We start from the raw sequence: 24302 nt of genomic DNA, 5'->3' as shown, positions 1-24302 counted from the left end.
TCGATTTCTCGAGCCGGGCTTTCGTTGGTGATCCCAGCGGGATTCGAACCCGCGCTGCCGCCGTGAGAGGGCGGTGTCCTAGGCCGCTAAACGATGGGACCGTTTTGGCAACTCGGATATTCTGGCACACGGCGGGAAGACAATGCAAGTCGGGTTTCGGGGCACGGCGCGTCGCGCGCCATTCCGGGCCTCCAGAGGCACCAGCCAGACGTCGGTTGCTAGCGTTGTCTGATCGCCGCGCCTCCAGGGAGGCCGCAATCCGTCTAGGGGGAACATGCGCCTCACCAAGCTCGAGCACGCCGCGCTTTCGATCGAGAAGAGCGGGTCGCGGTTGTTCATAGATCCGGGGAAGTTCACGACCCCGATCACCGAGGCGGCAGGCACGGTCGCCATCGTCATCACGCACGAGCACGACGACCACTGGACACCGGAGCAGCTGACCCGCATCCTGGCCAGGAACCCCAAGACCCCGATCTTCACGACGCCCTCCGCGGCCGAGAAGATCATCGCGGCGGATCTCCCGGACATCGGAGAGGTCATCGATGTCTCCGCCGGCGAGTCGGTGCTGGTCGGAGGCTTCGACCTCGCATTCTTCGGCGGCGAGCATGCCATCATCCACAGCTCGATCCCCCGCATCGAGAACGTCGGGGTGCTCGTCGAGCACGGGGCGCTCTACTACGGCGGCGACGCCTACAGTGCGCCGGAGGGCATCGACATCGACGTGCTGGCCGTGTGCGCGAACGCACCGTGGATGCGCATCGCGGAGTCGATGGACTACATCGAGCGGGTGCGCCCCAAGCGGGTGCTGCCCGTGCACGAGATGCTGCTCGCCAAGGTCGGGAAGTCGCTGGCAACGACTCGGCTCCGCGAGTCGGCGGAGCGCGCAGGTGCACTGCTCGTGGACCTGCAGCCCTTCGAGACGCTGGAACTCGACTGACGGCCGCCGCCCCGCTCGGGACGGGCTCTCGTGAGCTCATCCCCAGCGGGGCGGGCGAGTCCGCTCAGTGCTCGCGGAGCATCTCGATGAGCTCGTCCTTGCGCTTGTCCGAATAGCCCGTGAGGTCGAGCTCCTTCGCGCGCTGCTTGAGGTCCGCGACGGTCCAGTCCTCGTACGATCCGGATTCGCCGCCCTTCTTCCCGACCTCACTCCGCCCCTTCTTGGCGGCGGCGTTCGAGATGCGGGCGGCCTTCTCCTTCGAGTTGCCCTCGTCGCGCAGCTTCTCGTAGAGCTCCTGGTCCTTCAGGCTCGGCTGGTCGTCGGCGTTCGAGTTCTTGGGCATGATCCGCTCCTCTCGCTTCGATCCGGGTCGGGTCGCCTGTTCGGCGTCCGTCGACGTCAGAGGTTCTTGCCACCCGTGACGGCGATGATCGCTCCGGTCGTGTAGGTGGCGTCGTCGGAGGCCAGGTAGACGTAGGCGCCCGCCAGCTCAGCCGGCTGACCGGCCCGCCCCAGGGGCGTGTCCTGCCCGAAGCTCGCGAGCTTCTCCTCGTCCCAGCCAGTCGCCGGGATGAGGGGCGTCCAGATGGGACCAGGGGCGACGGCGTTGACGCGGACGCCCTTCGGACCGAACTCCTTCGCCATCGACTCGGTGAGCGACACGAGGGCCGCCTTCGTCATCGCGTAGTCGAAGAGGCCATCGCTGGGCTCGTAGCCCTGCACCGACGACGAGAAGATGACGGATGCGCCGGGCGGCAGGTGCTCTTCCGCGGCTCGAAGCGTGTAGATGGGTGCCTCGAGGTTCGTCTCGATGACGCGCCGGATCTCCTCCGTCGGCGTCTCGCCGATGCTCGTCCGGTCGCGCTGGTAGGCGGCGTTGAGGACCAGCAGGTCGATGCCTCCGAAGGCGGCGACGGTCGCGTGCACGATCTCGGAGCAGTACTGCTCGTTCCGGAGGTCTCCGGGGAGGAGGAGCCCGGTCTCGCCGGCCTCGTTGATGAGGCGCGCGGTCTCCTGTGCGTCCGCCTCCTCCTCGGGCAGGTACGAGATGGCGACTTTCGCGCCCTCTCGTGCGTAGGCGAGGGCGACGGCGCGGCCGATGCCGGAGTCGCCACCGGTGATGAGGGCGCGGCGGCCCTTGAGGCGCCCGTGGCCCGTGTAGCTGCTCTCCCCGTGGTCGGGGGCTGGCGTGGTCTCGGTGGTGAGGCCTGGCTGCTGCTGCTCCTGGCTGGGGAAGCCGGAGTCGCTGAAACGGTTTCTGGGGTCGGTGAGAGCGGTCATCGTTCGCCTCCGTCTGATCGGTGGTTCGTGGTGATCGTGGGTCTGGCATCGACGCGGCGGTCGCGGCACGCGATGTAGCGACGACGCTAGGGATCGAACGTTGACGTTCCCTGATCGGCAGGTGCGTGCGCGCTCAGTGCTCCGCGCGTCCGACGTCTGCGCGGCGCCGGCAAATCGAGCAGCGGCGGATCGAGCAGCGGCGGGGCCTGGTGGCGCGCGTCACCGGGTGCGTCGCGCGCTGAACGCGACCAGGGCGGCGCATCCGCTCGCCACGACGGCGACGGTCACGAGCAGGGAGGTCATGCCGAACGTCGGCGCGAGCGCGGAGAGAATGGCTGGGAGGGCGAAGCCGATGTAGGTGAGCGCGTAGTACAGGCCGGTGAGGCCCGCCAGGTTGCGGGCTCCCGCCATGGCCTGCACCTCCACGAGGCCGGTGAGCATGCAGATGCCGTACGCCCCGCCGAGGAGCACGCCGGCCGCACAGGCGAGCAGCGGGGACTGGACGGCGACGTTGGCGGCGACGATGAGCGCCCCGACGGCGAGGAGCCCGAGGCCGACCGAGCCGGAGGCACCCCCGACGCGCGCGGCGATGCGCGGCACGCTGGGCTGGATGAGGAACCCGACCGTGAGCGTGACGAGCGTGAGGAGGGCGGCGAAGGCGATCTCCAGGCCCCCGAGCCGCTCGACGACGATGGCCGGCGAGACGGCGAACGCGAGCGCGGGAGCCGCGAAGACCCACGGCGCCATCGGCAGGATGACCGTGAGGAAGCGACGGCGGTGCTCGGGCGCGATGGCCACGTCGACGATCGGTCGAGGCGGCCGCTCCTCACCCGATCGAAGGGGCCGCGGGCCGGCGGTCTCGGTTCCGCGCGCGAGCGCGATGGCGGCGACGGCCGTGAGCGCGAGCTGCACGACGTACGGGGTCACGGTGGGCCAGGGCGCCCACTGCGCGAGGAGGCCGGCGACGACGGCGCCGAGGAGGAATCCGCCGGTGATGGTGAGCGAGGCGCGCCTCGCCGCGATGGCGGGTGCCACGGTTCCGCTCGAGAGCTCGCGGATCCAGGTCGTGCCGACGACCATCGCGAAGGCCACCGAGACGCCGGACAGGAGGCGGCCGACCATCATCGCGGTCGGGCTCGCGCTGCCGAGGGCGAGCACAACCGCGGCGACGACACTCAGCGCCACCGAGGCGATCATGACCGGCTTGCGGCCGAAGCGGTCGGAGAGGGAGCCTGCGATGAGGAAGCCGGGGATGAGGCCCAGGATGTAGGCGCCGAAGAAGAGGTCGACCTGCAGCGCCGAGTAGCCCTCGACCTTGCGGTAGAGGAGCAGGAGCGGCGTGAACTGGTTGCCGCCCCAGGCCATCATGAGGACAGCGGGGGCCGCGGCGATCCAGGCCCGCTCGCGTCGTGGCGCGGGCGACGGGGACGCCGCGCTCACCCCTTGAGCACCTTCATCGTGAAGTGGGAGGTGACGCGGTGGACGCCGGGGAGCCGCCAGATCTTCTCGCGCAGCAGCTTCTCGAAGCTCTCGAGGTCGGCGACCTCGACGCGGAACGCGTAGTCGGGCGAGCCGAACATGCGGCGCACCTCGGTCACCTCGGTGAGCTCGACAGCCTGCGACTCGAACGCCTCCACCGTGGAGTGCGCCTGACTCGTGAGGTCGACGTCGATGAGCACCTTGAAGGCCCGCCCCACCTTGTCCGGGTTGACCTCGGCGTGATATCCGAGCAGCACGCCGTCCTCCTCCAAGCGGCGCACGCGGCGCAGGCAGGGCGCCGGCGTCAGCCCCACGCGCTGCGCGAGTTCGGCGTTCGTGAGTCGGGCGTTCGCTTGCAGTTCGCGCAGGATTGCGCGATCGATGGTGTCCACACTTGATTATTGCCGAATCTGACGTCGCAAGGCTCCAATTCGCTCTCGGCATGCGCGCCCGACGTGCCAAGATCTCCGCATGACCACCCCAGACGCCGAAGCGCGCGACGCCGCGCCCCCTAGGCCCGCCGCGACGAGGCCTCGGGATGCGCGTGCGCTGGGCATGCGCGCAGGCACGGGCAGGGCCGCGAACGCGGGAGCAGGAGGGAATGAACGCGCGAACACTGCCGCGAGCCCGGATCCGAGCCTGACCGCGACACTGGCCCCACCCCTGGCCGCCCCATCGACCCGCGGCGCGCGCATCCGAGCTGGGCTCCGCGACTCGCTCGCGGCGGGCCTCGGCGTGGTGCCGCTCGGCGTGGCCTTCGGGGTGCTGGTCATGCAGGCTGGGCTGCCCTGGTGGGTCGCGCCGTCGCTGTCGGTGTTCGTCTACGCGGGGTCGATCGAGCTCCTGCTGGTGGGCCTCATCGCGGCGGGAACACCGATCGCGACGATGGCGCTCACGACCTTCTTCGTCAACTTCCGGCACGTGTTCTACGCGTTCTCGTTCCCGCTGCATCTGGTGCGCGGGCGCCTCGCCCGCCTCTACTCGATCTGGGCGATGACCGATGAGGCCTACGCGATCGTGACACCCATCCCTCCCGCGCAGCGCTCCGCGACTCGCCTCCTCACCCTGCAGCTCGCACTCCAGACCTACTGGGTCGGCGGGGGCCTGGCCGGCGTGGCGCTGGCAAGCATCCTCCCCGGCGAGATCAAGGGCCTCGAGTTCTCGCTGTGCGCGCTCTTCACGGTGCTGGCTCTTGACGCGATCCGCTCCCGCGAGGATGTGCCGTCGCTGCTCATCGCCGGTTTGAGCGTCTCGCTGGGGCTGCTCTTCGTGCCGGACGCTCCGCTCTTCGCAGCGCTCATCCTCTTCGCCGTGGCGCTCGCGGTGCGCGCACTGGTGGCCGCGAGGCGCGACCGCGGGGAGGCGCAGGTGAGCGATGTCTGACGTGTGGTGGTTCGTCGGGGCGCTCGCCGTCTGCGGTGGCATCACGTTCGCGCTGCGCGCGGTGCCGTTCGCGGCGCTCAAGCCGTTGCGCGATTCGAAGACGGTGCAGCGGCTTGCCGTGTGGATGTCCGCGGGGATCCTCGCGATCCTCGCGGTGGTCACCTTCAGCGATTTCGCCGTCGAGCCGCGCACATCCCTGTGGGCGGCGATTGCGCTTGCCGTGACGATCGGCGTGCACCTGGGGTTCGGGCGCCGGACGCTGCTCAGCGTGGGACTCGGGACGGCGACCTTCGTCGTGCTCGTGAACCTCTTCTAGCTGCTCACCCGCACGGCCGGCGCTCTCGCTCGCGCCCCTGAGCCATCTCCACGGCCTGCTTCACCTCCCCCCTTGATGCACCTCGGCCCCTGCTTCACCGCGGCTCTTACTTCACCGCGGCCCTGTGGGCTTCCAGCAGCGCGACTCGCGGACGTCGTACCCGGCGGCTGCCCTACCTGGCGGCCACCATGCGTGGCGCCGTCGTTGCTGGCAGCCTTCTCACCTGGCAGCGCTGTGGCGTCGTCGCAGCCAGCTGAAGGCGATGACCGAGACGGTCGCGTAGCCGGCGAAGAAGAGCAGCATGCCGAGGTCGTCCATCTCGAACTGGACGCTGTCGCCGCCGAGCACGAGGCGGTTCATGGTGAGCCACCCGAGGTGGGCGCCGATGCTCGTCCAGACGGTGGCAGATGCGGTGGCGTCGCGCGCGCAGATCAGGAGGTATCCGAAGGCGGTGAGCATCGTGTAGTAGACGATGGGGTCCTCGCCCGCCGGAGCCAGCAGGACCTCGTCGCCCGTCCCGCGAGCAGCCGCGAGGGCACCTTGGAGCGTGATGGCCAGAATCGGGACGACGAGGAACGTCGCTATGTTGAGGAGTGCTGCCGGGGCGGGCGGGAAGGCATCGCGGAGGTTCGTGAGCGCGTAGCCGCGGATCGCGAGTTCCTCGGGGACGGCTTCGAGGAGGAGCGCGATGACGGTGTTGGTGGCGGGGAACGCGAGGAGCCGCGCGGGGTCGAGGGCGATGAGGCTCACGACGCCGGTGACCTCGAGCGCCAGGAGCATGGCGAGGCCGGCGGCGACGAGGGTGCCGAGGCCGAGGGCGAACCCGGAGGCGTCGGCCCGGAGGCCCGTGAGCCCGATGCCGGCGAGCGATCGGCGATCCCACCGACGCCGAAGGAGCAGGATGACGCCGACGACGATGAGCGTGACGCAGCACGCCACGAGCACTCGGGATCCGAACCCGCTCGCGGCGGTCGCGTCGACCCCGAAGAGGAACGATGAGACCTCGGTGGAGACCACGAGGCGGGTCGCCATGACGGCGGCAGCCACCAGGGCTCGAGTGGTTGCGACCCCTCGGCCGAGCGTCGCAACTCGCCGCCGTCCGTGCTCTGCGCCTGCCATGCCGCCTCCCCCAGCTTGCGGCCAGTGTATTGGTCGCGACGTCGCATCACGGGCGTGGACCCGAGGGCCGAGTCGTTGGCGTCGGTCGTGGACTGGTTCGAGCGCGTGGGTCGTGGCCGGGCGCCGGCCGGGTCGTGAGCGCGGGCTGACTAGAGCGGCTGGCGCGAGTCGTAATTGGACTGCAGTGGGCGCGCCCGGTAGCCGTCCCGCATCATGACGACGAGGGTGGCTGCCACCCCGGCTGCAGCGATGAGGGCGACGATGAGAGCGATGACGATGAGCGGGCTGAGTTCCATGGGCCACCTCCGTGATGGTGCGCGAGTCGTGCTGTTGGGCACATCCAATCGCTGTATTGGCCTGGCCGTCGCGGTCCACTTCGCGCATACTGGATCCATGGAGTCAACGTCTGGTTCTCGCATCTCTGCCCGCACCCTGCTGTCGTTGGCGGGTGAGCTGCGCGACGATTCGGCGGCGTACGAGGCCCTGGCCGAGCGCATCCGCCTGCTGATCGTCGACGGGCGCATTCCCGTCGGCACTCGCCTGCCGTCTGAGCGGGAGCTCGCCGTGCAGTCTGGCCGGAGCCGCACGACGATCGTGGCCGCGTATCAGTCGCTGCGTGACAGCGGGCACGTGCTGAGTCGCCAGGGGTCCGGGAGTCGTGTGACGCTCCCCCGGCTCGGTCGGCAGGACTACCGTCCGACTGGGGAGGGTGAGAACTTCGGCGTGGACTTCGCGCGGGCGGTGCCGCCACCGGTCGAGGGGCTCGCGGAGATCATCGCGGACGCGTCGAGCTCGATGCCGCTCGCGCTCGCGGCCCCGGGTTTCGACCTCCTGGGAACGCTGTCGCTGCGGTCGGCTATCGCGGACCGGTACACGGCGCGGGGTCTTCCGACGACGGCAGACCAGATCATCGTGACGATGGGTGCGCAGCACGCGATCTCGTTGACGGCGCACACGCTGCTCACGCGGTCGGACGTGGTGCTCGTGGAGTCGCCCACTTATCCGCACGCCTACGAGGCGATGCGGCGGGCGGGCGCACGGCTCATCGCGACGCCGGTCACGACGGGCGGGTGGGAGATCGATCATCTGGTCGAGACGATCGAGCGCATGCGTCCGGCGCTCGCGTACCTGATCCCGGACTTCCATAATCCGACGGGGGCGTCGATGCGGCCCGAGGATCGCGTGCTCGTGACGGAGGCGGCGCGTGCGGCTGGCACGATTCTGATCGTGGACGAGACGACCGCTGATCTGTCCATCGACCGGCCGTGGGACGACGGCCCCTTTGCGCGCCACGCGCGGGGGGCGTCGCCGTTCTCCGGTTCGGGGGTCGTGACGGTCGGGTCGCTGAGCAAGGCCGCTTGGGCTGGCCTGCGCATCGGCTGGATCCGGGCCGATGCGGCGCTGATTCGCCGGTTCGTGCAGGCGCGCCCTGCGGGTGATCTTGGGACGCCGCAGATCGAGCAGCTTCTTGCGGAGCGGATCGTGCGGGCCCTGCCCGAGCTGCTGCCGCGGCGCCGCGAGCAGATGCGTCGCCACCGGGACGCACTGCATGAGGCGCTGAGCTTGCATCTGCCGGAGTGGCATGTGCCTCTGCCTGATGGTGGCTTGTCGATGTGGGTGCATCTCGCGCAGTCGGCGAGCTCCGCCATGACGTCGCTGTCGGAGGCGCGCGGGTTGGCGCTGGTCGCTGGGCCGAAGTTCTCGATCGATGGGAGCCTGGAGCGGTTCCTGCGGGTGCCGTTCACGGCGCCGATCGCTGACCTGGAGGCGGGCACTCGGATGCTTGCTGATGCGTGGGCGCAGCTGTCGGTTCGTGACGTCCGGTCGATGGCGGATACGCGTCTTCCTGAGATGGTGTAGTCCATGGTTCTCTTCATCAGCGACATCGACGGCACCTTGCTGAGCGCGCAGCGGACTCTTTCGTCCAGGACGATCGAGGCGATCTCGGCGGTTCGGGCCGCCGGCCACCACTTCGTGCTCTGTTCGTCGAGGCCCCCCGAGTCGATGCGGGTGCTCGAGCGTCTGTACGGCGGTATCGGGTCGCCTTTGGTGGCGTACAACGGCGGGTTGGTGCTCTCGGGGAGCGGTGAGGTGCAGCATGATGTGCCGATCTCGCCCGCGGATGCGCGGTTCGTCGCCGATCACTGCGAGGCGTCCGGGTTGCATGCGAGTTTCTTCGCCGGTGAGCACTGGTACGCCTGGAACGAGGACGAGTGGACCGAGCGGGAGCGCACGCACACGTGGGTGCACCCGGAGGCGACTTCGGCGTTGGAGTTCGTCGCGTCTGGGGAGGTGGATGCGACTCCTCCGCACAAGATCATGTGCATGGGCGATCCTGCGCTGGTGGATGCGCTCGAGGTGGCGCTTGGTGCGCGTTCCGGTGTTGTGAGCTACCGATCGAAGGACACCTACTTGGAGATCGCGAGCGCGGACTGCTCGAAGGGCACGGGCCTGCTCGCGGTTGCGCAGCAGCTGGGCGTTGGTCGTGAGGACCTGTATTACTTCGGCGACAACTACAACGACCTGCCGGCGTTCGAGGTGGTCGGCCACCCGATCGCGGTCGCGAACGCGCGCGCTGAGGCGCTCGCGGTGGTCGAGTCGGTGATTCCGAGCAACACTGATGATGGGGTTGCGGTCTTCCTGGAGGAGTGGCTCGCGGGGGCGCGGATTGACGCGGCGCGACCAGTCCACTGACCCCCGAGTGGACCGCGACACGCCCGGGCGGATGCGATTGGATATGCAATATCCGGCGCCCGCCGGCAGATCACGGAGGTGGACCCATGGAACTTCTTGGTATTGGTATCGGGGTTGTGGCGATTGTCGCCTTCGCCGCTGAGACTGTTCGCGCTGTCCGCAAGGACGGCTATGCGCAGCGCCCCACGCGCTTCGGCTACAACACTCGTCAGCCGCAGCTCTAGTCGCGCTGCTGCATCCCGCTCCGTGTGAGCGGAGTTGGACAGCAACCGGTGCCGCCCTGGTCTTCGTGATCTCGGCGGCACTTTCGCGTTTCCGCGCCGACTGTCTGATCTTCCGCACCAAGCCCGAAGAGACCCGAGCCTGCCCAGCGGGCGGCTTCAGGGGCTTCGGTTGTTCCGGGTCTTCGGTCGCTCCAGGTCTTCGCTCGTTCCGGGCCTTCGTTCGTTCCGGGCCTTCGTTCGTTCCGGGTCTTCGTTCGTTCCGGGTCTTCGTTCGTTCCGGGTCTTCGGTTGTTGAGGGTCATCGTGTGGCGCGGGGTTTCGCGTGCTGAGGGTTTTCGCGTGCTGAGGGTTTTCGCGTGCTGAGGGTTTTCGCGTGTTGAGGGGCCTCGCTTGTTTAGGGTCTTCGGTTGATCTGTGGGCGCGCGGCTTGGGCGGTGGTGGCGGTGGTGTTGGTGGTGGTGTAGGCGCGGCGGCGGGTGGTTCTGCGTGGGGCGTGGTGTCCGAGCGCGGGGACGACGTGCCAGCGTCCGTTGTTGCCGTTGGTGAGGACGAGCCGTCCGCGGTGGACTTCGTGGTGGTGGAAGGAGCACAGCAGGATGCCGTGTTTCGCGTCGGTGGGTCCGCCTTCGCTCCAGGGCTGTGCGTGGTGCACTTCGCACCAGCGGACGGGTGCGCTGCATCCGGGGGCCCGGCATTGCCGGTCTCGGATCGCGATGGCTCGGCGTTGGGCGGTGGTGAAGAGTCGTTGCTTGCGGCCGAGGTCGAGGATCTCCCCGGTGCTGCTGCGGGTCGCGACGCGGATGAACCCGTCGCACAGCAGCTGCGCGGCGACGCTCGGCGGGACTGGTTCCCCGGTGCGCTCGAGGTGCGGGACGTCCTCGGGTCGGGTCGCGGTTCCGGCGATGCCGGCCTTGGTGGTCACGATGATGACGGTGGGCGCTTCGCCGCCCGTTCGGGGCGCGTCTGGGGATTCGGCGTAGGCGCGGACGAGCATCGTGAGCGCGTCGATGCGCTGCTGCTCGGTGGAGCGCGGGTCCGCCAGCGGAACCTCTACGTTGTCGTTGTCGTTGTCGTTGTCGTTTTCGCTGTCGCGGTGCGCGTTGTCGTGGGCCAGCGGGAGCTCGTTGGCGCCGAGGGCCGGGGCAAGGGGTTCGCCGCACTCGGACGCCGCCGGGAACTCCACCCTGCGCCGTGGTGAGAGCAGCGCGTCGAACACCGACAGCAGCTGCTCGCCCTGCTCGGGCGTCGCGACGAACTTCCCGGTGACCGCGCCGTCGCTGCGGCGGGAGATCCACAGCCCGCGTTCCTCCGCGATCTTGTCGGCCCGCGGCTCGTCGCCGTCCGGGTCCAGGTACGACACCCACGTCGCCGCCTGCACCTCCAGCACTTTCGGCACGGCGGGCTGCTCGTCTTCCGGGTTCACCCCGCACGCGGACGCGACCAACTCTCTCTCGGCCCGCTCGAGCTCGTCAACGCCCACGCGGTTCCCGGTGTGATCCAAGCCCTTCGTGATCGCCGACGCCTGCGCGATCGACATGACCGCCGACCCAACCGCCTGCGACACCGCCGGATACCTCGCCGGGATCGGCTCGCCCGTCACGCTCATCCGCTCCCGCGTCGCCGCCGCCACCCGCACCAGCGTGCTCGCCTCGAACGGCCGCACCGCAAGCACCTGCTCCACCATCGCCGTCAGGTTCCGAAACCCCGACTTCCGCGCCACCGACTCCGCACGCGGCGACTCATCCTCCCGCCGCAGCAACTCCCCAGCGACCTCCACCAACGCCGCATCCAACACACGCCGACGAGCCGCCAGCTCCCGCAACGCGACCACGATCTCCGCATCCGGAAGCCCCGCCAACTGACACCTGGCCTCGAGCAGCGCATCGACCACCGCCGTCTCCGTCGACGACTGACGATACGTCTCCTGCTCGAACTGCGATGCCACGATAACCTCCCCCAAGATCACCACCAGCCTAGCACTGGACCGCACCAGAAACCAGTGGTTGACCGGGGATTGTGGAAGAACATCGAAACTAGTTTCGACACCGTTCGCGCTCACGGATATCCCCTGATGGCAAGAGTGATTCCATCGGAAGACAGGCGATCTCGGTGCTCCTGCGCCCCAGCAATCGCGCGCGACCTACGCTGACGGGATGACCTTCACGCCACGAGTTGTCGCCCACGAGGCGCTCACGTGTGCCGACCTCGCGGCCCTGCGGACGCTCTTCGATCGCGAGTACTTCGACGAGCACGGGCCGTGGGATCCCGACCACCCATACGGCTACGCGCCGGCTTCCATGCACGCCATCGTCCACGACGCGGCCGGGACTGTCGTGGCGCACGTCGGATTTCAGCCCCGAGAGATCACGGTCGGCGATTCCAGCACCGTCGTCGCGGTCACGGGAGGAGTCCTCGTCGACGCCCGATTTCGCGGCCGAGGGCTGGACGACCTGGCCATGTCGGCCGCTCAAGCAGCCATGCGAGCCAACCTGGACCTTGAGTACGGCTACCTCGGTTGCCGAGAGGAGGTCGTCCCGTTCTACGAGCGCACCGGCTGGCACCGCATCCGCGTGACAGAGCAGAGCGTCTCGCGCGCGCCCGCGACGAGACGCACGCCCACGCCCACGCCGGACGGCGCGCCAACGCCGAGCGGAACTGCTGCGCCACGCGGCATTCCCGAGACGAGCGCGACTCCCGAGACGAGCGGCATGTCCACGCCGGACGGCACTCCCGCGATGAGTGGCACGCCTTCGACGAGCGGCACTCCCGAGACGATCCTCGAGCACGGCGCACCCGTGCTCATCTACCCGCTCCGAGGCGACGTCTACGCCTGGCCGCCTGGCCCGGTCGATCTGCGGGGCCGACCCTGGTGAGTGCGCGCGAACTCGAGAGCTGAGCGTCCTCCGCGTCAGAACGTTCGGACTCCCCCAGCCAGGGAGCCGTGATAGAAGCACGCTCGGGCCCCCCAGCCTGGCGGGCCGTGACGGCACCGTACTCGGCTGCGTCCGCCGCCGCCCCGCGACCGCCGGCTGTCGACTGTCGGCTGTCGGCTAGCTAGGTGTACTGCCCAGGCAGGTTGGTTAAACGGCTGATGGGTGGCTTTGCTCCGATGGCGGTGTGGGGCCTGTGGTGATTGTATTCGTGGAGCCATCCGGGGAGTGCTGCTCGGCGGGCTGATTCGCTGTTGTAGTGGCGCGAGAATGCCCAGCCGTCTGCGAGGGTGCGGTGGAAGCGTTCGATCTTCCCGTTCGTTTGCGGCCGGTACGGGCGGGTCTTCTTCGCCTTGATTCCGAGCTCGTGGCAAGCGTCGCGCCAGGCGTGAGATTTGTAGGCGGAGCCGTTGTCCGAGAGCACTCGTTCAACGGTCACACCACGAGCCTCGAACCAGCTCACCGCTCGTCGCAGCACTGCGACCGCGGTCGCACCGGTCTCGTCGCCGTGGATCTCCGCGTAGGCGACCCGGGAGTTGTCATCGATGACGGTGTGAACGAAGCTGGTGCCCACGATCTGGCCGCGCTTGTTGTTCGTGGGTCGCCCAGCGGTGGCCCGGATGTTCTTGTTTCCTTGCTGGCGGCCGACGAACCGATGACCACCACCATCGGGGACCTTGCCGATCTTCTTCACATCGACATGGATCATCGCACCAGGCTTATCGTGCTCGTAGCGACGGATGGGCTCACCAGTTCTGACATCGACATGATGCAGACGGTTCAGCCGCACTCGGACCAGCACTGCATGAACGGTCGAGGCCGGCATCCCGACTTTTGCGCCGATCGCGACCGGACCTAGGCGTTTCTTTCACCGCAGATGAACGATCTTGCGCACTAGCTCCGGGCTCGTGCGCCTCGGGGAACGATGCGGCCGCGAGGACCGATCCTGGACCCCGTCACGCCCCATGGCCGCGTACCGAACAGCCCACCACTTCGCGGTCGGCCACGACACATGAAAGAACACAGCAGCGTGAGCGACCGGCCATCCTTCATCGACGATGAGCCGCGCGATGCGCAGCCTTTGAATAGGAGCAAGAGCCGCATTAGCGTGAGACACGAAGACCTCCGGTACTGAGATGGGGAACTAGACAGCTCCACCCTCCACCGGAGGTCTTCTTCAATTCAAGATTTCACACATCAACCAACGTCCCTGGGCAGTACAGCTAGGACGACGACCTCGGCCCTTCGCCGGCATCCCCCGCCGCCTGCGCCTCGAGTTCGCGGAGGTGCTTGAGCCGGGACCAGGGCACGAACCCGATCCACATGACGGATGCGATGGCTGCGCCCATGATCATCGACGAGATATCCATGTCATCCACCCTATGAACTGCGCCTGGGCCACCGCATCGGCTGCACGACGGACGTCACCCTGGCCTGCTGATGGACCCGCGCGGTCCGAAGGCCACGCGGTAATCGCTCGATCGCCTCGCCACCGACGTCACCGGCTCAGCTGAGCACCGCACGACCGCCGCACGCTGACCGCACCCAGCCCGCACCGCCCGGTCACCCTGCACAGAGGACTCCGGTCACCGCGAACCCCGCCAGGCCGCCCGCAGACACCGCCAGGTCACCCGCGAACCCCACCGGGCCGCCCGCAAAGGCCGCCCGCAAACGCCTCCCGGCCATCCCATCAACACCACCCGGCGCCGCGCCTCCCCTACTCGCCGCCCCACCGCCGGTCGCTGCGGTCGAGGAGCACGTAGACCGTGCGGATGAAGGCGACGAACGCCCCGACCCCGCACACGCCGCTGACGGCGATGGACGCCCACAGCACGACGCCGAGCGTCTCCTGGTGTTCCGTGCCGACGGCGAGCTGCGTGGAGGCGAGCGTCGAGACGACCCCGCTGAGCACCCCGATGAGGAGGAACACGGTCCACCACATGAACGACGTCGCCGCCGACCCGTCTGCGGCTGATCTGAAGGTGCGCTGGTGGTGCGGGGTCATGCGTCCAGTCTGCCGATCTGGTGTAGTCGATGAATCCCCGGAGACCCACGCGAGACCTGGGTCGTCGCGCAGTCGTGACGCGCCGCCGCGTGCGAGGATGACCGCATGTCGCGCACCCCGACCGAGCTCCTCAGTCCTGCCGATCAGGAGCGCCGTCGCAGCCTTCGGGTCATGAAGGCGGTCGCCCTGGGTGCCCTGCTGTTCATGGCGGTCGTGTTCGTGGTCGCGTTCGCGCTCCAGCGCGACGTGCCCGCGTTCGCCTATGTGCGCGCGGCGGCCGAGGGCGGCATGGTCGGCGCCCTCGCCGACTGGTTCGCGGTGACGGCCCTGTTCCGGCATCCGCTCGGCATCCCAATCCCGCACACGGCGATCATCCCGAAGCGGAAGGACGAGATCGGCAGGACCCTCGGCGAGTTCGTCGAGACCGAGTTCCTGCGCGGCGACGTGGTGCGCGCGAAGCTGCAGGCCACGTCGATCGCGTCTCGCCTCGGCGAGTGGATCGAGCAACCGGAGCATGCCGAGCGCATCGCCTCGGAGGCGTCGATCATGGCGACCGGCGTGCTCGAGGCCCTCAGCGACGACGATGTGCAGGGCCTCATCGAGGATCTCGCCCGCGAGCACCTCGTGGAGCCGCAGTGGGCGCCGCCCCTCGGCGAGTGGATGTCGCGTGTCGTCGCGACGGGCGCGCACCGGGGTGCCGTCGACCTCGCCGCTGACAGCGCCGCCGCGTGGCTGGCCGCGAACCAGTCCGCGTTCGACGGCCTCGTCTCGAAGCGCCTCCCCTCATGGGTGCCGTCGGTTGCGACGAGGCTCGTCGACACCACCGCCTACAACGAGGCCGTGAAGTTCGTGGCCGCCGTGCGGGCCGACGACGCGCATCCGGCCCGCGCCGCCATCGACGGCTTCCTCGCGCGCCTCTCGGACCAGCTGCAGCACGACCCCGAGCTCATCGCCCGCTTCGAGGGCGCCAAGGGGAACATCTTCGACAGCCCGCGCATGCGCGAGCTGGCCGCCGAGGCGTGGAACGCCGCGAAGAGCGGACTCCTGCGCTCACTCGCCGACCCCGAGAGCACCCTGCGCACGCGCGTCACGGCGGCGCTCGTCGACATCGGCCAGCGGTTGACGACGGATGCGCAGCTGCAGCAGCGCGTGAACACGTGGGTCATCGACGCGGCCGTGTTCCTCGTCGACCGGTATCGGCACGAGATCTCGTCGATCATCTCGGACACCGTCGCGAGCTGGGATGCCGAGGAGACGAGCGAGAAGATCGAGCTCATGGTGGGCCGCGACCTGCAGTACATCCGCCTCAACGGCACGATCGTCGGGGCGCTCGCCGGCGTCACGATCTTCACGGTCGCGCACGCCTTCCTGGGCTGAGCACGAGCACGAGCACCACCCGACTGCGCCCCGCCCCCGCCGCCGCCCCGCCCAGCGAAGCGGCCTCAGCGTGGCCCCGTCGACTATCCGTACAGCTGCCGGTACCGGCGCTGAGCCGCGGGATGCAGCTCGATGGGGGTCGTGTCGATGAGGTTCGAGGCGGTCAGGTACTGCACCCCGAGCGAACCGTCCGGAACGAGCTTCGCGGCGTCCCCGATCAGCACGTCGACCAGGGCTCGGGCGACGTCGTCAGGCAGGTCGGGGCGCGCGAGCAGGTAGTTGGAGACGCCGATGGCCGGCACCGCCTCATCGCTCCCGTAGGTGCTCGCCGGCACCGCCGTGAGCGTGTAGACACCAGGATGCTCCGCTTCGAGGGACTCGAGCGCGCTCGTGAGGTCGAGCAGATCGACCGCCGCGTCGAGGTCCTGCACCGCCGGCAGCGGCAACCCGCCTGACCAGAAGATCGCGTCGACGGTGTCAGCCTCGATCGCGGCGATGGCCTCGTCGAGGTACAGCTCGGACACCACGGCGGCCTGGTCCCCGTCGAGGAGGCCGAGGGAGTCGAGCACACGCCTGGCGGTCAGCGCCGCCCCGGACTGCGGCGCCCCGACCGAGACCCGCCGCCCCGCGAGGTCTTCCACGCCACCGACCGGCCCATCCTTGCGCACGAAGCACTGCAGGTAGTTCTGGTAGACGCGTCCGATCGCGACCTTGTTCTGCGCGTCGGTCGCGGCCGCGTCGGCGAGCACGATGGCCAGCTCGGCGTCTCGCGCCTGCAGCAGGGCGAGGTTGGCGACGCTGCCGCCCGTCGTCACGACCTCGAGCCCCGTCGTGCCGGTCCTGCCGAGTGCGTCGCGGAGCAGCTCGCCGAACTGCACGTAGGTGCCGCCCTGCTCGCCGCACGCCATGCGGATGCGCGTGGGCGCCTGCCCGAGCGAGCACCCGGCGAGCGAGAGGGTGGCGGCCGCCGCCGCGCCTGCGCCCAGCAGGAAGCCACGCCTCGTGACGCTCACCACGTGCGCACCAGACGCACGCGTGCCCGGAGCCCGCCCTCGGGCGCCCGGTCGTAGCTGACCGAGGCCCGGTTGGCCCTCGCGAGCTCCCCGACGATCGCGAGGCCGAGCCCCGTGCCCGGCTTCGCCCGATGGTCGGGCGAGCGCCAGAACCTCGTGCCGAGCTGCGCGAGCTCGTCGTCGCGAACCCCGGGCCCGTCGTCGCTGATCTCGAGAAGCGCGTGCCCGACTGCGCCCTCGAACTCGTCGAAACCCTCGTATCCGTCGAAGCCCTCGTGTCCGTCGAAGCCCTCAAGACCGTCCTGCGCGTCGGAAGCCCCGTCGCCCGTGGCGCCGCTGAAGCCTCCACGCTCCGCAGGCGGGCGCGACCCCGGCCCGCCGGCCAGACCCTGGCCGTGCACGTGCACGTGCGCCTGCACCGACCCCGACGTCTGCACTGCCTCGCCCCCGTGCTCGGGACCCTCCAGGACGAACCCCATCGTGACCGTCGCCCCTCCCCCCGCGTACTTCCTCGCGTTGTCGAGGAGCGTCTCGACGATCTCCTCGAGGTCGCTCTTCCGACAGACCACGCGCACCTCGCGCTCGTCGACGACGCGCAGCCGCATCCCCTCGTCGCGGAACCGCTCCTCGTGGGGCGCCGCAAGCATGGCCGCGGACGTGACGTGCTCGCGGGCGGCCCCGTCGGCGAACCCCGTCCTCCGCCCGCTGGCCTCCGCCGTCGCGCGATGCTCAGCGTTTGCGAGCACGAGCATCCGGTCGACGACGTGCTCCAGACGGTCCAGGTCGCCACCGACCGCCTCCAGCTCGGCCTCATCAGCGTCGTCTCGGGGCAGGGCGTCGATGCGAAGGCGGATCGCCGCGAGCGGATTGCGCAGCTGGTGGGAGGCCTCCGCGACGAACCCGCGCTGCTGTTCGAGTGCGTCCTCGACGCCCCTCGACATGCGGGCGAACGACGAGGACAGGCGCCGCAGCTCGAGCGGTCCGGTCGCCGCAGCCAGGTCCGGCTCTCGCTGCTCCGCGAGCGCGTTGGCGGCGGCGTCGAGCGCGCGGACGGGGCGCAGCACCCAGCTCGTCCAGAACTGCGACGCCGCGAAGAGCAGCAGCAGGAGCAGGACGCCGGCGAGCGCGACAAGCACCCACCACCCCGTGATCTCGGCTTTCGCCTCCGCCTGGTTCACCTCGAGCAGCACGGCACCCGATGCGGCGCTCGAGCCGTTCGCGAAGGGCTCCGCGACGAGGTGCGTGTCATCGCTCCACGGGTAGATGGTCGGGATGGAGCGCTGGGGCACCGTGCGCGCCGCGGCGAGCACCAGCGACGCGGCACGCGCATCCAGGTCGACGTCGCCGGTCGAGGCGACGAGCGCGCCCTCGCTGTCGACGACCATCGCGGATTCGCCGTAGACGTCGGCGAAACGGTCCAGGTAGCGGATGAGGCCGGCGGCGTCGTCGCTCGCGACCGCCGTCTCGGCGCGCTGCACGATCTGGTCCATGGATGTGGCCCGCTGCAGGGTGAGCTGCTGGGTGCGGTTCACGGCGATGCCCTCGCTTGCGGGGATGATGATGGCGATCACCGTGAGCAGGCCGAAGAGCATGAGGGGCAGCAGCACCTGCAGCCTCATCGGGCTGGCTTCGTCTCGAGCCGGTAGCCGAAGCCGCGGATCGTCGTGATCGCGACAGCCGGGAGCTTCTGGCGCAGCTGCGCGAGGTGCACGTCGAAGGACCGCGAGGTCGCCGCGTAGGCATCGCCCCACACCTGGTCGAGCAGTTCCTGCCTGCTGACGGCGCGGCCGACGCGCTTCGCGAGCACAGCGAGCAGCTCGAACTCGGTCGGCGTCAGCGACACCTCGTCGTCGCCGACCGCGACGCGGCGGGAGAGGAGCTCGATGCGGGCCTCGCCGACGTGCACCACCTCTGGTTCGACCGTCGGGGCTCGACGTCTGGCGACGGCGTCGATGCGGGCGAGCAGCTCGTGCATGCGCACGGGCTTCACGAGGTAGTCGTCGGCGCCGAGCCCGAGGGCGCGCACCGTGGAACGCTCGTCGCCGCGAGCCGTGACCACGATGACGGGCACCTGGCTGACCTGACGCAGACGTCTGAGCACCTCGAGCCCGTCCATGTCCTCGAGGCCGAGGTCGAGCAGCACGAGGTCGACGTCGCGGTGCTTGAGGAGCACGTCGCTGCCGCGGGCGACCTGCTGGCAGGCGTGATCGGCGCGCCCGAGCACGGCCGCGAGGGCGGCGGAGACGGACGCGTCATCCTCGGCGACGAGCACACGCATGCCCCAATGGTAGGCGCGCACCGACGGTGGCCGCCGACACGGGCGAGCGAACGGCACGCACGTAAAGGGAATGTAAGGATCCGCCCGCCGCCCCTCGCCCGCTGTCGAGAGTGGTGCAGTACACCCACACCGAGGTGGGGCCGGGGCTCCACCCCGCGGTCAGCAGCAGATCAACGACGATGGAGAAGTCAATGACGACGACACAGCAGCCGGGCAGCCTTCGCCGCTCGGTTTCCAACACCCTGAAGGGCTCGGCCGGCAACCTCGTCGAGTGGTACGACGTCTACGTCTACTCGGTCTTCGCCTCCTACTTCGAGTTCCAGTTCTTCGATTCCGAGGACAAGAACTCGCAGATCTACATCTGGGCGATCTTCGCCGTCACGTTCCTGATGCGTCCCATCGGCGCCTGGTTCTTCGGGCGCTTCGCGGACAGGCATGGGCGCCGCCTGGCCCTCACCGTCTCCGTGTCGATCATGGCCGGCTGCTCGTTCATCATCGCGCTCACCCCGTCGGCCGAGGTCATCGGTGCGGGTGCGGCGATCATCCTGATCATGTGCCGCCTCGTGCAGGGCTTCGCGACGGGCGGCGAGTACGGCACGAGCGCGACGTACATGTCGGAGGCCGCCATCCGCGGACGCCGCGGCTTCCTGTCGTCGTTCCACTACGTGACGCTCGTCGGTGGGCACGTGCTCGCGCAGGCCACGCTGCTCGTCATGGTCCTGTCCATGCCGACCGAGGCGATCTCCGAGTGGGGCTGGCGCATCGCGTTCGGCATCGGCGGCGTCGCAGCCATCGTCGTCTTCTACCTGCGCCGCACGATGGACGAGTCGCTCAGCGAGTCGGCCATCGAGTCCGTCAAGGACGGCACGTCGCGCTCCTCCGGCTCGATGAAGGAGCTCATCCTGCACCAGTGGCGTCCGCTCCTCCTCTGCTTCCTCATCACGATGGGCGGCACGGTCGCGTTCTACACCTACTCGGTCACGGGCCCCGGCATCGTGAAGAAGGCGTTCGCGGGCGACGACGTCGTCTCCGGCACGATCCTGAACCTCATCGCGCTCACCGTGCTCATGCTGCTGCAGCCCATCGGCGGCTGGCTCTCCGACATCGTCGGCCGCAAGACGCTCCTCGTGTTCTTCGGCGCAGGCGGTGTGCTGTACACCTGGTTCCTGCTCACGTACCTGCCGCAGCAGACCAACGAGCTCGCCGCGTTCGGCATCCTCGTCGGCGGCTTCGTGATCCTCACCGGCTACACGTCCATCAACGCCGTCGTGAAGGCCGAGCTGTTCCCGACGCACATCCGCGCCCTCGGCGTCGGCTTCGGCTACGCCATGGCGAACTCGCTGTTCGGCGGCACCGCGCCGCTGCTCTACACGGCGGCGGGCGAAGCCCAGCAGGTGCCGCTCTTCATCATCTACGTCACCATCGCCATCGCCGCGTCCCTCGTGGTGTACGTGTTCTTCCTCAACAACAAGGGCGTGAACTGGCTCGACGACGAGAAGGCCATGCGCGCCAAGGACGACGAGCGGGACGCCAAGCGCGAGGACCGCGAGGTCGCCGGCATCCGCTGATCTCAACGGTTCGCACCCATACGGGGGATGCAGGCTCGTCTCGCGACGAGCCTGCATTCTTCGTATGGATGCACCTGGACGAACCCGGGCTGAGGTCCGGAGCAGGCGATCGTCGTTGACGGGGGCGCGGCGGATGGCGCGGGCGCGTGAATCAGATGAGCGCGGGGCGGCGCGTGCTCTCGGCTCCCCCGTCGGCGTAGATGACCTGGCCGGTCACGTAGCCGTTGTCCTCGCTGGTGAGCCACGCCAGGAGGTTCGCGACGTGGCTCGGGTCGCCCGTCAGCTGCCCGTCAGGGACTGCTTCTTCACGACCGAGCGCTGCGCGGCTCTCCGACGTCTCGAGCGCGCCCGCCGTCATGGACATGAACGCGCGCCCCGGAGCCACGACGTTCAGGGCGATGCCCTCGCCACCCCACTCCGGTAGGGTCGCCGCGCGCCTCGCCCAGCGTGCGACGGACTGCTTCGACGTGGTGAAGAGCACGGACCAGCCGAGGGGCGTCACCGCGGATGCGAGCTCGTCCGCGTAGGCGAGGGCCGCTTCCTCGTCACCCGTCTCGATGAGGTCGAGCAGCTGAGCGTCGACCTCCTCGAGCGCGACGAGCGTGGCGACGACCGCCGCGCGCGGAGCATCCGACAGCGCGAGCAGCGGCCGCAGGCCCTCGAGCGTGGCGACGGCCCCGAAGTGGTTCACCGAGACCGTCTCAGAGGCAGGCCGCATGCGGTCTGCGATCGCGAGCGCACCGTCGACGATGCCCCCGCTGAGCTCGGTGGCCTGCGCGATGAGCTCGGCCCGACCTTCCGCACTCGTGAGGTCGACGTTGATGTCGGCTCCGGCGAGATCGACCCCGATGACGCGGTGGCCGTCTTCTCTGAGCTTCAGCGCCGCCGCCTTGCCGATGCCGGTTGCCGAGCCTGTGACGACGTACGTGCGAGTCATGGGTGAGGGTCCTTAGCGCTGGGTGAGCCTTCGCTCAATGACAGAGGTGCCGCAGAGCTACGCGGCGGACCGTGCCCATGAGCACAGTTCAGGAGAGCCGAGGCGTGGGCGCCGAGGGTGGCTCAAGCCTAGAACTGAGGCAAGCGTCCGCCTCGAATTTAGTCCACTTCAGTAGGCTGCCTAACAATTCTCGGAGGTTCGCGACGCATCCGGACGCCGCCCAGAGGCTTCACCGGAAGCACCCCCGTACATTGGCCGCATGACTTCTCGGAAGCCTCCCCTCCGTTTCGGATCGCAGACCGTGCTCGTCACGGGCGCGAGCTCTGGCCTCGGCGCCGAGTTCGCGCGCCAGCTCGCGTCGCGCGGCAGCGACCTCGTGCTCGTCGCCCGCCGAGAGGCGAAGCTCGAGAACCTCGCCGACGAGCTGCGAAGCCGGTACGGGGTGACCGTCTCGACGATCGCCGCCGACCTCGGCGCGGCGGGCGCCGCATCCATGCTCAACGCGGAGCTCGAACGCCGAGACGTGCACGTGACGAGTCTCATCAACAACGCCGGATTCGCGACGAGCGGTGCCTTCCATGACGAGGACGCGGAACGCGTGCGCGCGGAGATCGCCCTCAACGTGGCGGCGCTCGTCGACCTGACGCAGACGTTCATCGGGCAGCTCCGGCAGGGTGACGGCTTCCTCGTCAACGTCGCGAGCGTCGCCGGGTACCAACCGACGCCTGGCTTCGCGGTCTACGGGGCGACGAAGGCCTTCGTGCGGAGCTTCACCGAAGCCCTGTGGGCCGAATCCGCGGGCACCGGCCTGCGGGTGCTCGCACTCGCGCCTGGCCCGACCTCGACGGAGTTCTTCGACGTCGCGGGCGAGGACATCGGCTCCGGGCTGCCGCGCATGACGGCCCGCCGCGTCGTGGCGATCACCCTGCGGGCCCTCAGGAAGCGCGACCCAGGGCCGTCGGTCGTCCCCGGTCCCGTCAACACGACGCTCACGCTCGCGTCGAGGTTCGCGCCTCGCAGGCTGCTGCTGCGCGGGATGAACCGCGCGTCGCGCTGACGAACCGCAAGGGTTCGTCAGCGCGACGCGGGCCGAGCGCGATCAGCGATCTGCGATCTGCGATTGATGGCGAGGTGCCCGAGCGCCGTGACCGGTGTGACGCGCCCGTCGGCGAGCTTGTACTGGCAGCCGACGATGCTGAGCGCGCCGCTGGCGACGGCGTCGCTGATGACGCGCGAGCTGCGCACGAGCGAGTTGATCGTCGAGTACAGGTGGCGGCGACCGACGGCATCCGCGTCGATCTGGGCTTCGTCGACGTAGGGCGTCGACTGGTCGCTCGCGAACCACTCCTCCTGCACGGAGGGCTGGATGCGCGCCAGCTCGTCCCTGATCGCGGGCGTCACCTCGTGGGGGTGCGCCGTGGTCTGGTTGATGGCGGCCTTGACCGCGCCGCAGGAGCCGTGCGCGAGCACCACGATGACGGCGACGCCGAGCTCGGCGACCGCGAACTCCATGGTCGCCGTCGTGTTCTCGTTGGCGATCTGCCCCATGTTGCGGGCGACGAACAGGTCGCCGAGTCCGCAGTCGAAGAGGATCTCGGCGGCGACGCGCGAGTCGGAGCAGCCCAGGAACGCCGCGTTCGGCGCCTGACTCCCCGAGAGCTCCGTGCGGCGCTCGGCGCTCTGCTGCGGGTGCAGGAGGTCGCTCTTGATAAAGCGCTCGTTGCCGTCGACGAGGGCATCCCAGGCCTGCTGGGGGGTGACGCGTGGTGAGGTCATTCTTTCTGTTTCCTTTCGAGGTTGACAGGCATGCGCCTGCACTGGAGGTTCTGCGGGGCGCGTCAGGCGCGGAGGCGCTCCTGAGCGGCCGCGAGGCGGGATCGGAGGCTGTCGACGAAGCGCTCCCAGATCGGCAGCGACGTGATGAGCGCTGCGAGGATGATGACGGTGGCGACCCAGCTCGCGACGATGCCCGGAATCGGTGCGATGAGACTCGCCCAGAGCAGGATGCTGAGCGCGCTGGCGCCGCCGGCGGCACCGCACGCGAAGATGATGAGGGCGGCATGCGGCGGCACGAGGAACGCGCCGACAGTCGCGCCGATCACGGCAGTCGAGACGGATGCGAGCCACGGGCGTCGGACTCGCGCCAGGCGCGCCTCCGCGGGCCCGAGCCACGACCCGCGATCGGCTCGATCGGTGTTGAACAGGTACTCCGCGAAGACGAGCCACACGAACACTGCTCCGTAGGCGGCGATCGCCGGCCGAATGTGCAGGAGATCGGCTGCGAACGCGCTCGGATTGGTGACGACCTCTATGAACGCCTGCCAGAGGTGCGTGTCCCCTTCCCGGGCGTGCTCGACCGCAACAGCGAATTCAGGCAGCAGCAGGCGCCCGAGGAGCTCGCCCACGACGAGCCCGAACGTGAGGAAGATGCGGCGGGACCGCTCGTCGATGCGAGTTGCGACGCCCGCCATGGGTACTGCGGATTTGGCCCCCATCGTCGTCTCGAGCACGACGAGGAAGAGGAATGCGACGGCGATCTGCAGGCCGAGCACCTCCCAGGCGACGAGGGCGACGACGGCCGTGAGAATAACCGGCACGGTGAGGACATGGTGGAGCTTCCGAATCAATAGGCTCTCCTGACTGATGAGGCGGACGAGCGGAGTCGGGGCTCCCCCACCTCGTCTTGGACCCGTCCAAGCTAACCGGGAAGTGAACGACGATGCATTTTTCCTGGTCCGCCCGGCGATCTGCGTCACCCAAG

The 24302-nt window shown here is 69.2% G+C and carries 25 protein-coding genes, 1 tRNA gene and 1 pseudogene; 10 read left to right on the top strand and 17 right to left on the bottom strand.

Annotation, left to right across the window (positions count from 1 at the left end):
* Window positions 1-25: 25 nt before the first annotated feature.
* Window positions 26-101, bottom strand: a tRNA-Glu gene (locus ABVF28_RS07900).
* 173 nt (window positions 102-274) lie between these two features.
* On the opposite strand from ABVF28_RS07900, the gene ABVF28_RS07895 reads away from it, so the two are divergent.
* Window positions 275-937, top strand: coding sequence for an MBL fold metallo-hydrolase (locus ABVF28_RS07895; protein ID WP_371030099.1), 663 nt, complete (start codon window positions 275-277; stop codon window positions 935-937).
* A 64-nt stretch (window positions 938-1001) separates the two neighbouring features.
* Here the strand turns inward: ABVF28_RS07895 and ABVF28_RS07890 are convergent, their stop codons facing one another.
* The 4 genes from ABVF28_RS07890 to ABVF28_RS07875 form a co-directional block, all read right to left on the bottom strand.
* Window positions 1002-1280, bottom strand: coding sequence for a Rho termination factor N-terminal domain-containing protein (locus tag ABVF28_RS07890; RefSeq protein ID WP_104311250.1), 279 nt, complete (start codon window positions 1278-1280; stop codon window positions 1002-1004).
* A gap of 56 nt (window positions 1281-1336) precedes the next feature.
* Window positions 1337-2218: an SDR family oxidoreductase gene (locus ABVF28_RS07885; protein WP_104252443.1), complete on the bottom strand. Its 882-nt coding sequence runs from the start codon at window positions 2216-2218 to the stop codon at window positions 1337-1339.
* 219 nt (window positions 2219-2437) lie between these two features.
* The gene (locus ABVF28_RS07880) at window positions 2438-3658 is read right to left on the bottom strand and encodes an MFS transporter (protein ID WP_371030098.1); all 1221 of its coding nucleotides are present in this window, start codon (window positions 3656-3658) and stop codon (window positions 2438-2440) included.
* Window positions 3655-4089, bottom strand: coding sequence for an Lrp/AsnC family transcriptional regulator (locus ABVF28_RS07875; RefSeq protein ID WP_104311247.1), 435 nt, complete (start codon window positions 4087-4089; stop codon window positions 3655-3657). Before ABVF28_RS07875 ends, ABVF28_RS07880 begins: the two co-directional genes overlap by 4 nt.
* 79 nt (window positions 4090-4168) lie before the next feature.
* Here ABVF28_RS07875 and ABVF28_RS07870 point away from each other — a divergent pair, with 79 nt between their 5' ends.
* Entirely contained in the window at window positions 4169-5080 is a 912-nt protein-coding gene (locus tag ABVF28_RS07870; RefSeq protein WP_371030097.1) for an AzlC family ABC transporter permease, read from the top strand.
* Window positions 5073-5396, top strand: coding sequence for a branched-chain amino acid transporter permease (locus ABVF28_RS07865; protein WP_371030096.1), 324 nt, complete (start codon window positions 5073-5075; stop codon window positions 5394-5396). Before ABVF28_RS07870 ends, ABVF28_RS07865 begins: the two co-directional genes overlap by 8 nt.
* 219 nt (window positions 5397-5615) lie before the next feature.
* Here ABVF28_RS07865 and ABVF28_RS07860 read toward each other — a convergent pair whose 3' ends face one another.
* Window positions 5616-6515: a type II CAAX prenyl endopeptidase Rce1 family protein gene (locus ABVF28_RS07860; RefSeq protein WP_371030095.1), complete on the bottom strand. Its 900-nt coding sequence runs from the start codon at window positions 6513-6515 to the stop codon at window positions 5616-5618.
* 149 nt (window positions 6516-6664) lie between these two features.
* A complete protein-coding gene (locus ABVF28_RS07855) occupies window positions 6665-6811 on the bottom strand; it encodes a hypothetical protein (RefSeq protein WP_179557363.1) in 147 nt (48 codons plus the stop codon).
* A gap of 97 nt (window positions 6812-6908) precedes the next feature.
* Between ABVF28_RS07855 and ABVF28_RS07850 the strand changes: the two genes are divergently transcribed.
* The 3 genes from ABVF28_RS07850 (at window position 6909) to ABVF28_RS07840 (ending at window position 9433) form a co-directional block, all read left to right on the top strand.
* Window positions 6909-8375 (top strand): PLP-dependent aminotransferase family protein, encoded by a 1467-nt coding sequence (locus ABVF28_RS07850; RefSeq protein ID WP_371030094.1) that lies wholly within the window; start codon window positions 6909-6911, stop codon window positions 8373-8375.
* A gap of 3 nt (window positions 8376-8378) precedes the next feature.
* Window positions 8379-9209 carry a Cof-type HAD-IIB family hydrolase gene (locus ABVF28_RS07845; RefSeq protein WP_371030093.1) on the top strand — a complete coding sequence of 277 codons (831 nt, stop codon included), beginning with the start codon at window positions 8379-8381 and terminating at the stop codon, window positions 9207-9209.
* Between the two features lie 86 nt (window positions 9210-9295).
* Window positions 9296-9433 carry a hypothetical protein gene (locus tag ABVF28_RS07840; RefSeq protein ID WP_371030092.1) on the top strand — a complete coding sequence of 46 codons (138 nt, stop codon included), beginning with the start codon at window positions 9296-9298 and terminating at the stop codon, window positions 9431-9433.
* A gap of 394 nt (window positions 9434-9827) precedes the next feature.
* Here ABVF28_RS07840 and ABVF28_RS07835 read toward each other — a convergent pair whose 3' ends face one another.
* A complete protein-coding gene (locus tag ABVF28_RS07835; protein ID WP_371030091.1) occupies window positions 9828-11378 on the bottom strand; it encodes a DUF222 domain-containing protein in 1551 nt (516 codons plus the stop codon).
* A gap of 208 nt (window positions 11379-11586) precedes the next feature.
* On the opposite strand from ABVF28_RS07835, the gene ABVF28_RS07830 reads away from it, so the two are divergent.
* A complete protein-coding gene (locus tag ABVF28_RS07830) occupies window positions 11587-12306 on the top strand; it encodes a GNAT family N-acetyltransferase (RefSeq protein ID WP_371030090.1) in 720 nt (239 codons plus the stop codon).
* A gap of 181 nt (window positions 12307-12487) precedes the next feature.
* Here the strand turns inward: ABVF28_RS07830 and ABVF28_RS07825 are convergent.
* The 3 genes and pseudogenes from ABVF28_RS07825 to ABVF28_RS07815 form a co-directional block, all read right to left on the bottom strand.
* Window positions 12488-13480: pseudogene (locus ABVF28_RS07825) on the bottom strand (IS481 family transposase).
* A 106-nt stretch (window positions 13481-13586) separates the two neighbouring features.
* Window positions 13587-13733, bottom strand: a complete 147-nt coding sequence (locus ABVF28_RS07820) for a hypothetical protein (protein WP_371030089.1) — start codon at window positions 13731-13733, stop codon at window positions 13587-13589.
* Between the two features lie 347 nt (window positions 13734-14080).
* On the bottom strand, window positions 14081-14368 hold the full coding sequence (locus ABVF28_RS07815) for a hypothetical protein (protein WP_371030088.1): 288 nt from the start codon (window positions 14366-14368) through the stop codon (window positions 14081-14083).
* Window positions 14369-14473: 105 nt separating this feature from the next.
* On the opposite strand from ABVF28_RS07815, the gene ABVF28_RS07810 reads away from it, so the two are divergent.
* Entirely contained in the window at window positions 14474-15745 is a 1272-nt protein-coding gene (locus ABVF28_RS07810) for a DUF445 domain-containing protein (RefSeq protein WP_371030087.1), read from the top strand.
* Window positions 15746-15828: 83 nt separating this feature from the next.
* Here the strand turns inward: ABVF28_RS07810 and ABVF28_RS07805 are convergent, their stop codons facing one another.
* Genes ABVF28_RS07805 through ABVF28_RS07795 form a run of 3 tightly spaced genes read right to left on the bottom strand, consistent with a single transcriptional unit; the run spans window position 15829 to window position 19036 of the window.
* Window positions 15829-16761, bottom strand: a complete 933-nt coding sequence (locus tag ABVF28_RS07805; RefSeq protein ID WP_211891728.1) for a TAXI family TRAP transporter solute-binding subunit — start codon at window positions 16759-16761, stop codon at window positions 15829-15831.
* Window positions 16755-18377 (bottom strand): sensor histidine kinase, encoded by a 1623-nt coding sequence (locus tag ABVF28_RS07800; protein WP_371030086.1) that lies wholly within the window; start codon window positions 18375-18377, stop codon window positions 16755-16757. Before ABVF28_RS07800 ends, ABVF28_RS07805 begins: the two co-directional genes overlap by 7 nt.
* Entirely contained in the window at window positions 18374-19036 is a 663-nt protein-coding gene (locus ABVF28_RS07795; protein ID WP_371030085.1) for a response regulator transcription factor, read from the bottom strand. Before ABVF28_RS07795 ends, ABVF28_RS07800 begins: the two co-directional genes overlap by 4 nt.
* A gap of 191 nt (window positions 19037-19227) precedes the next feature.
* Between ABVF28_RS07795 and ABVF28_RS07790 the strand changes: the two genes are divergently transcribed.
* On the top strand, window positions 19228-20604 hold the full coding sequence (locus ABVF28_RS07790; RefSeq protein WP_258068017.1) for an MFS transporter: 1377 nt from the start codon (window positions 19228-19230) through the stop codon (window positions 20602-20604).
* A gap of 151 nt (window positions 20605-20755) precedes the next feature.
* Here ABVF28_RS07790 and ABVF28_RS07785 read toward each other — a convergent pair whose 3' ends face one another.
* Entirely contained in the window at window positions 20756-21541 is a 786-nt protein-coding gene (locus ABVF28_RS07785) for an SDR family oxidoreductase (protein WP_104311234.1), read from the bottom strand.
* 259 nt (window positions 21542-21800) lie between these two features.
* Here ABVF28_RS07785 and ABVF28_RS07780 point away from each other — a divergent pair, with 259 nt between their 5' ends.
* Window positions 21801-22598 carry an SDR family NAD(P)-dependent oxidoreductase gene (locus ABVF28_RS07780; RefSeq protein ID WP_371030084.1) on the top strand — a complete coding sequence of 266 codons (798 nt, stop codon included), beginning with the start codon at window positions 21801-21803 and terminating at the stop codon, window positions 22596-22598.
* Between the two features lie 17 nt (window positions 22599-22615).
* Here ABVF28_RS07780 and ABVF28_RS07775 read toward each other — a convergent pair whose 3' ends face one another.
* Window positions 22616-23317, bottom strand: coding sequence for a carbonic anhydrase (locus ABVF28_RS07775; protein ID WP_371030083.1), 702 nt, complete (start codon window positions 23315-23317; stop codon window positions 22616-22618).
* A 62-nt stretch (window positions 23318-23379) separates the two neighbouring features.
* Window positions 23380-24168: a DUF475 domain-containing protein gene (locus ABVF28_RS07770; RefSeq protein ID WP_371030082.1), complete on the bottom strand. Its 789-nt coding sequence runs from the start codon at window positions 24166-24168 to the stop codon at window positions 23380-23382.
* Window positions 24169-24302 lie beyond the last annotated feature (134 nt).

The sequence above is a fragment of the Pseudoclavibacter sp. JSM 162008 genome (assembly GCF_041366455.1).
Taxonomy (GTDB): domain Bacteria; phylum Actinomycetota; class Actinomycetes; order Actinomycetales; family Microbacteriaceae; genus Pseudoclavibacter.
The sequence above is the reverse complement of the archived record's forward strand: the minus strand, read 5'-3'. Positions and strand labels throughout refer to the sequence as shown.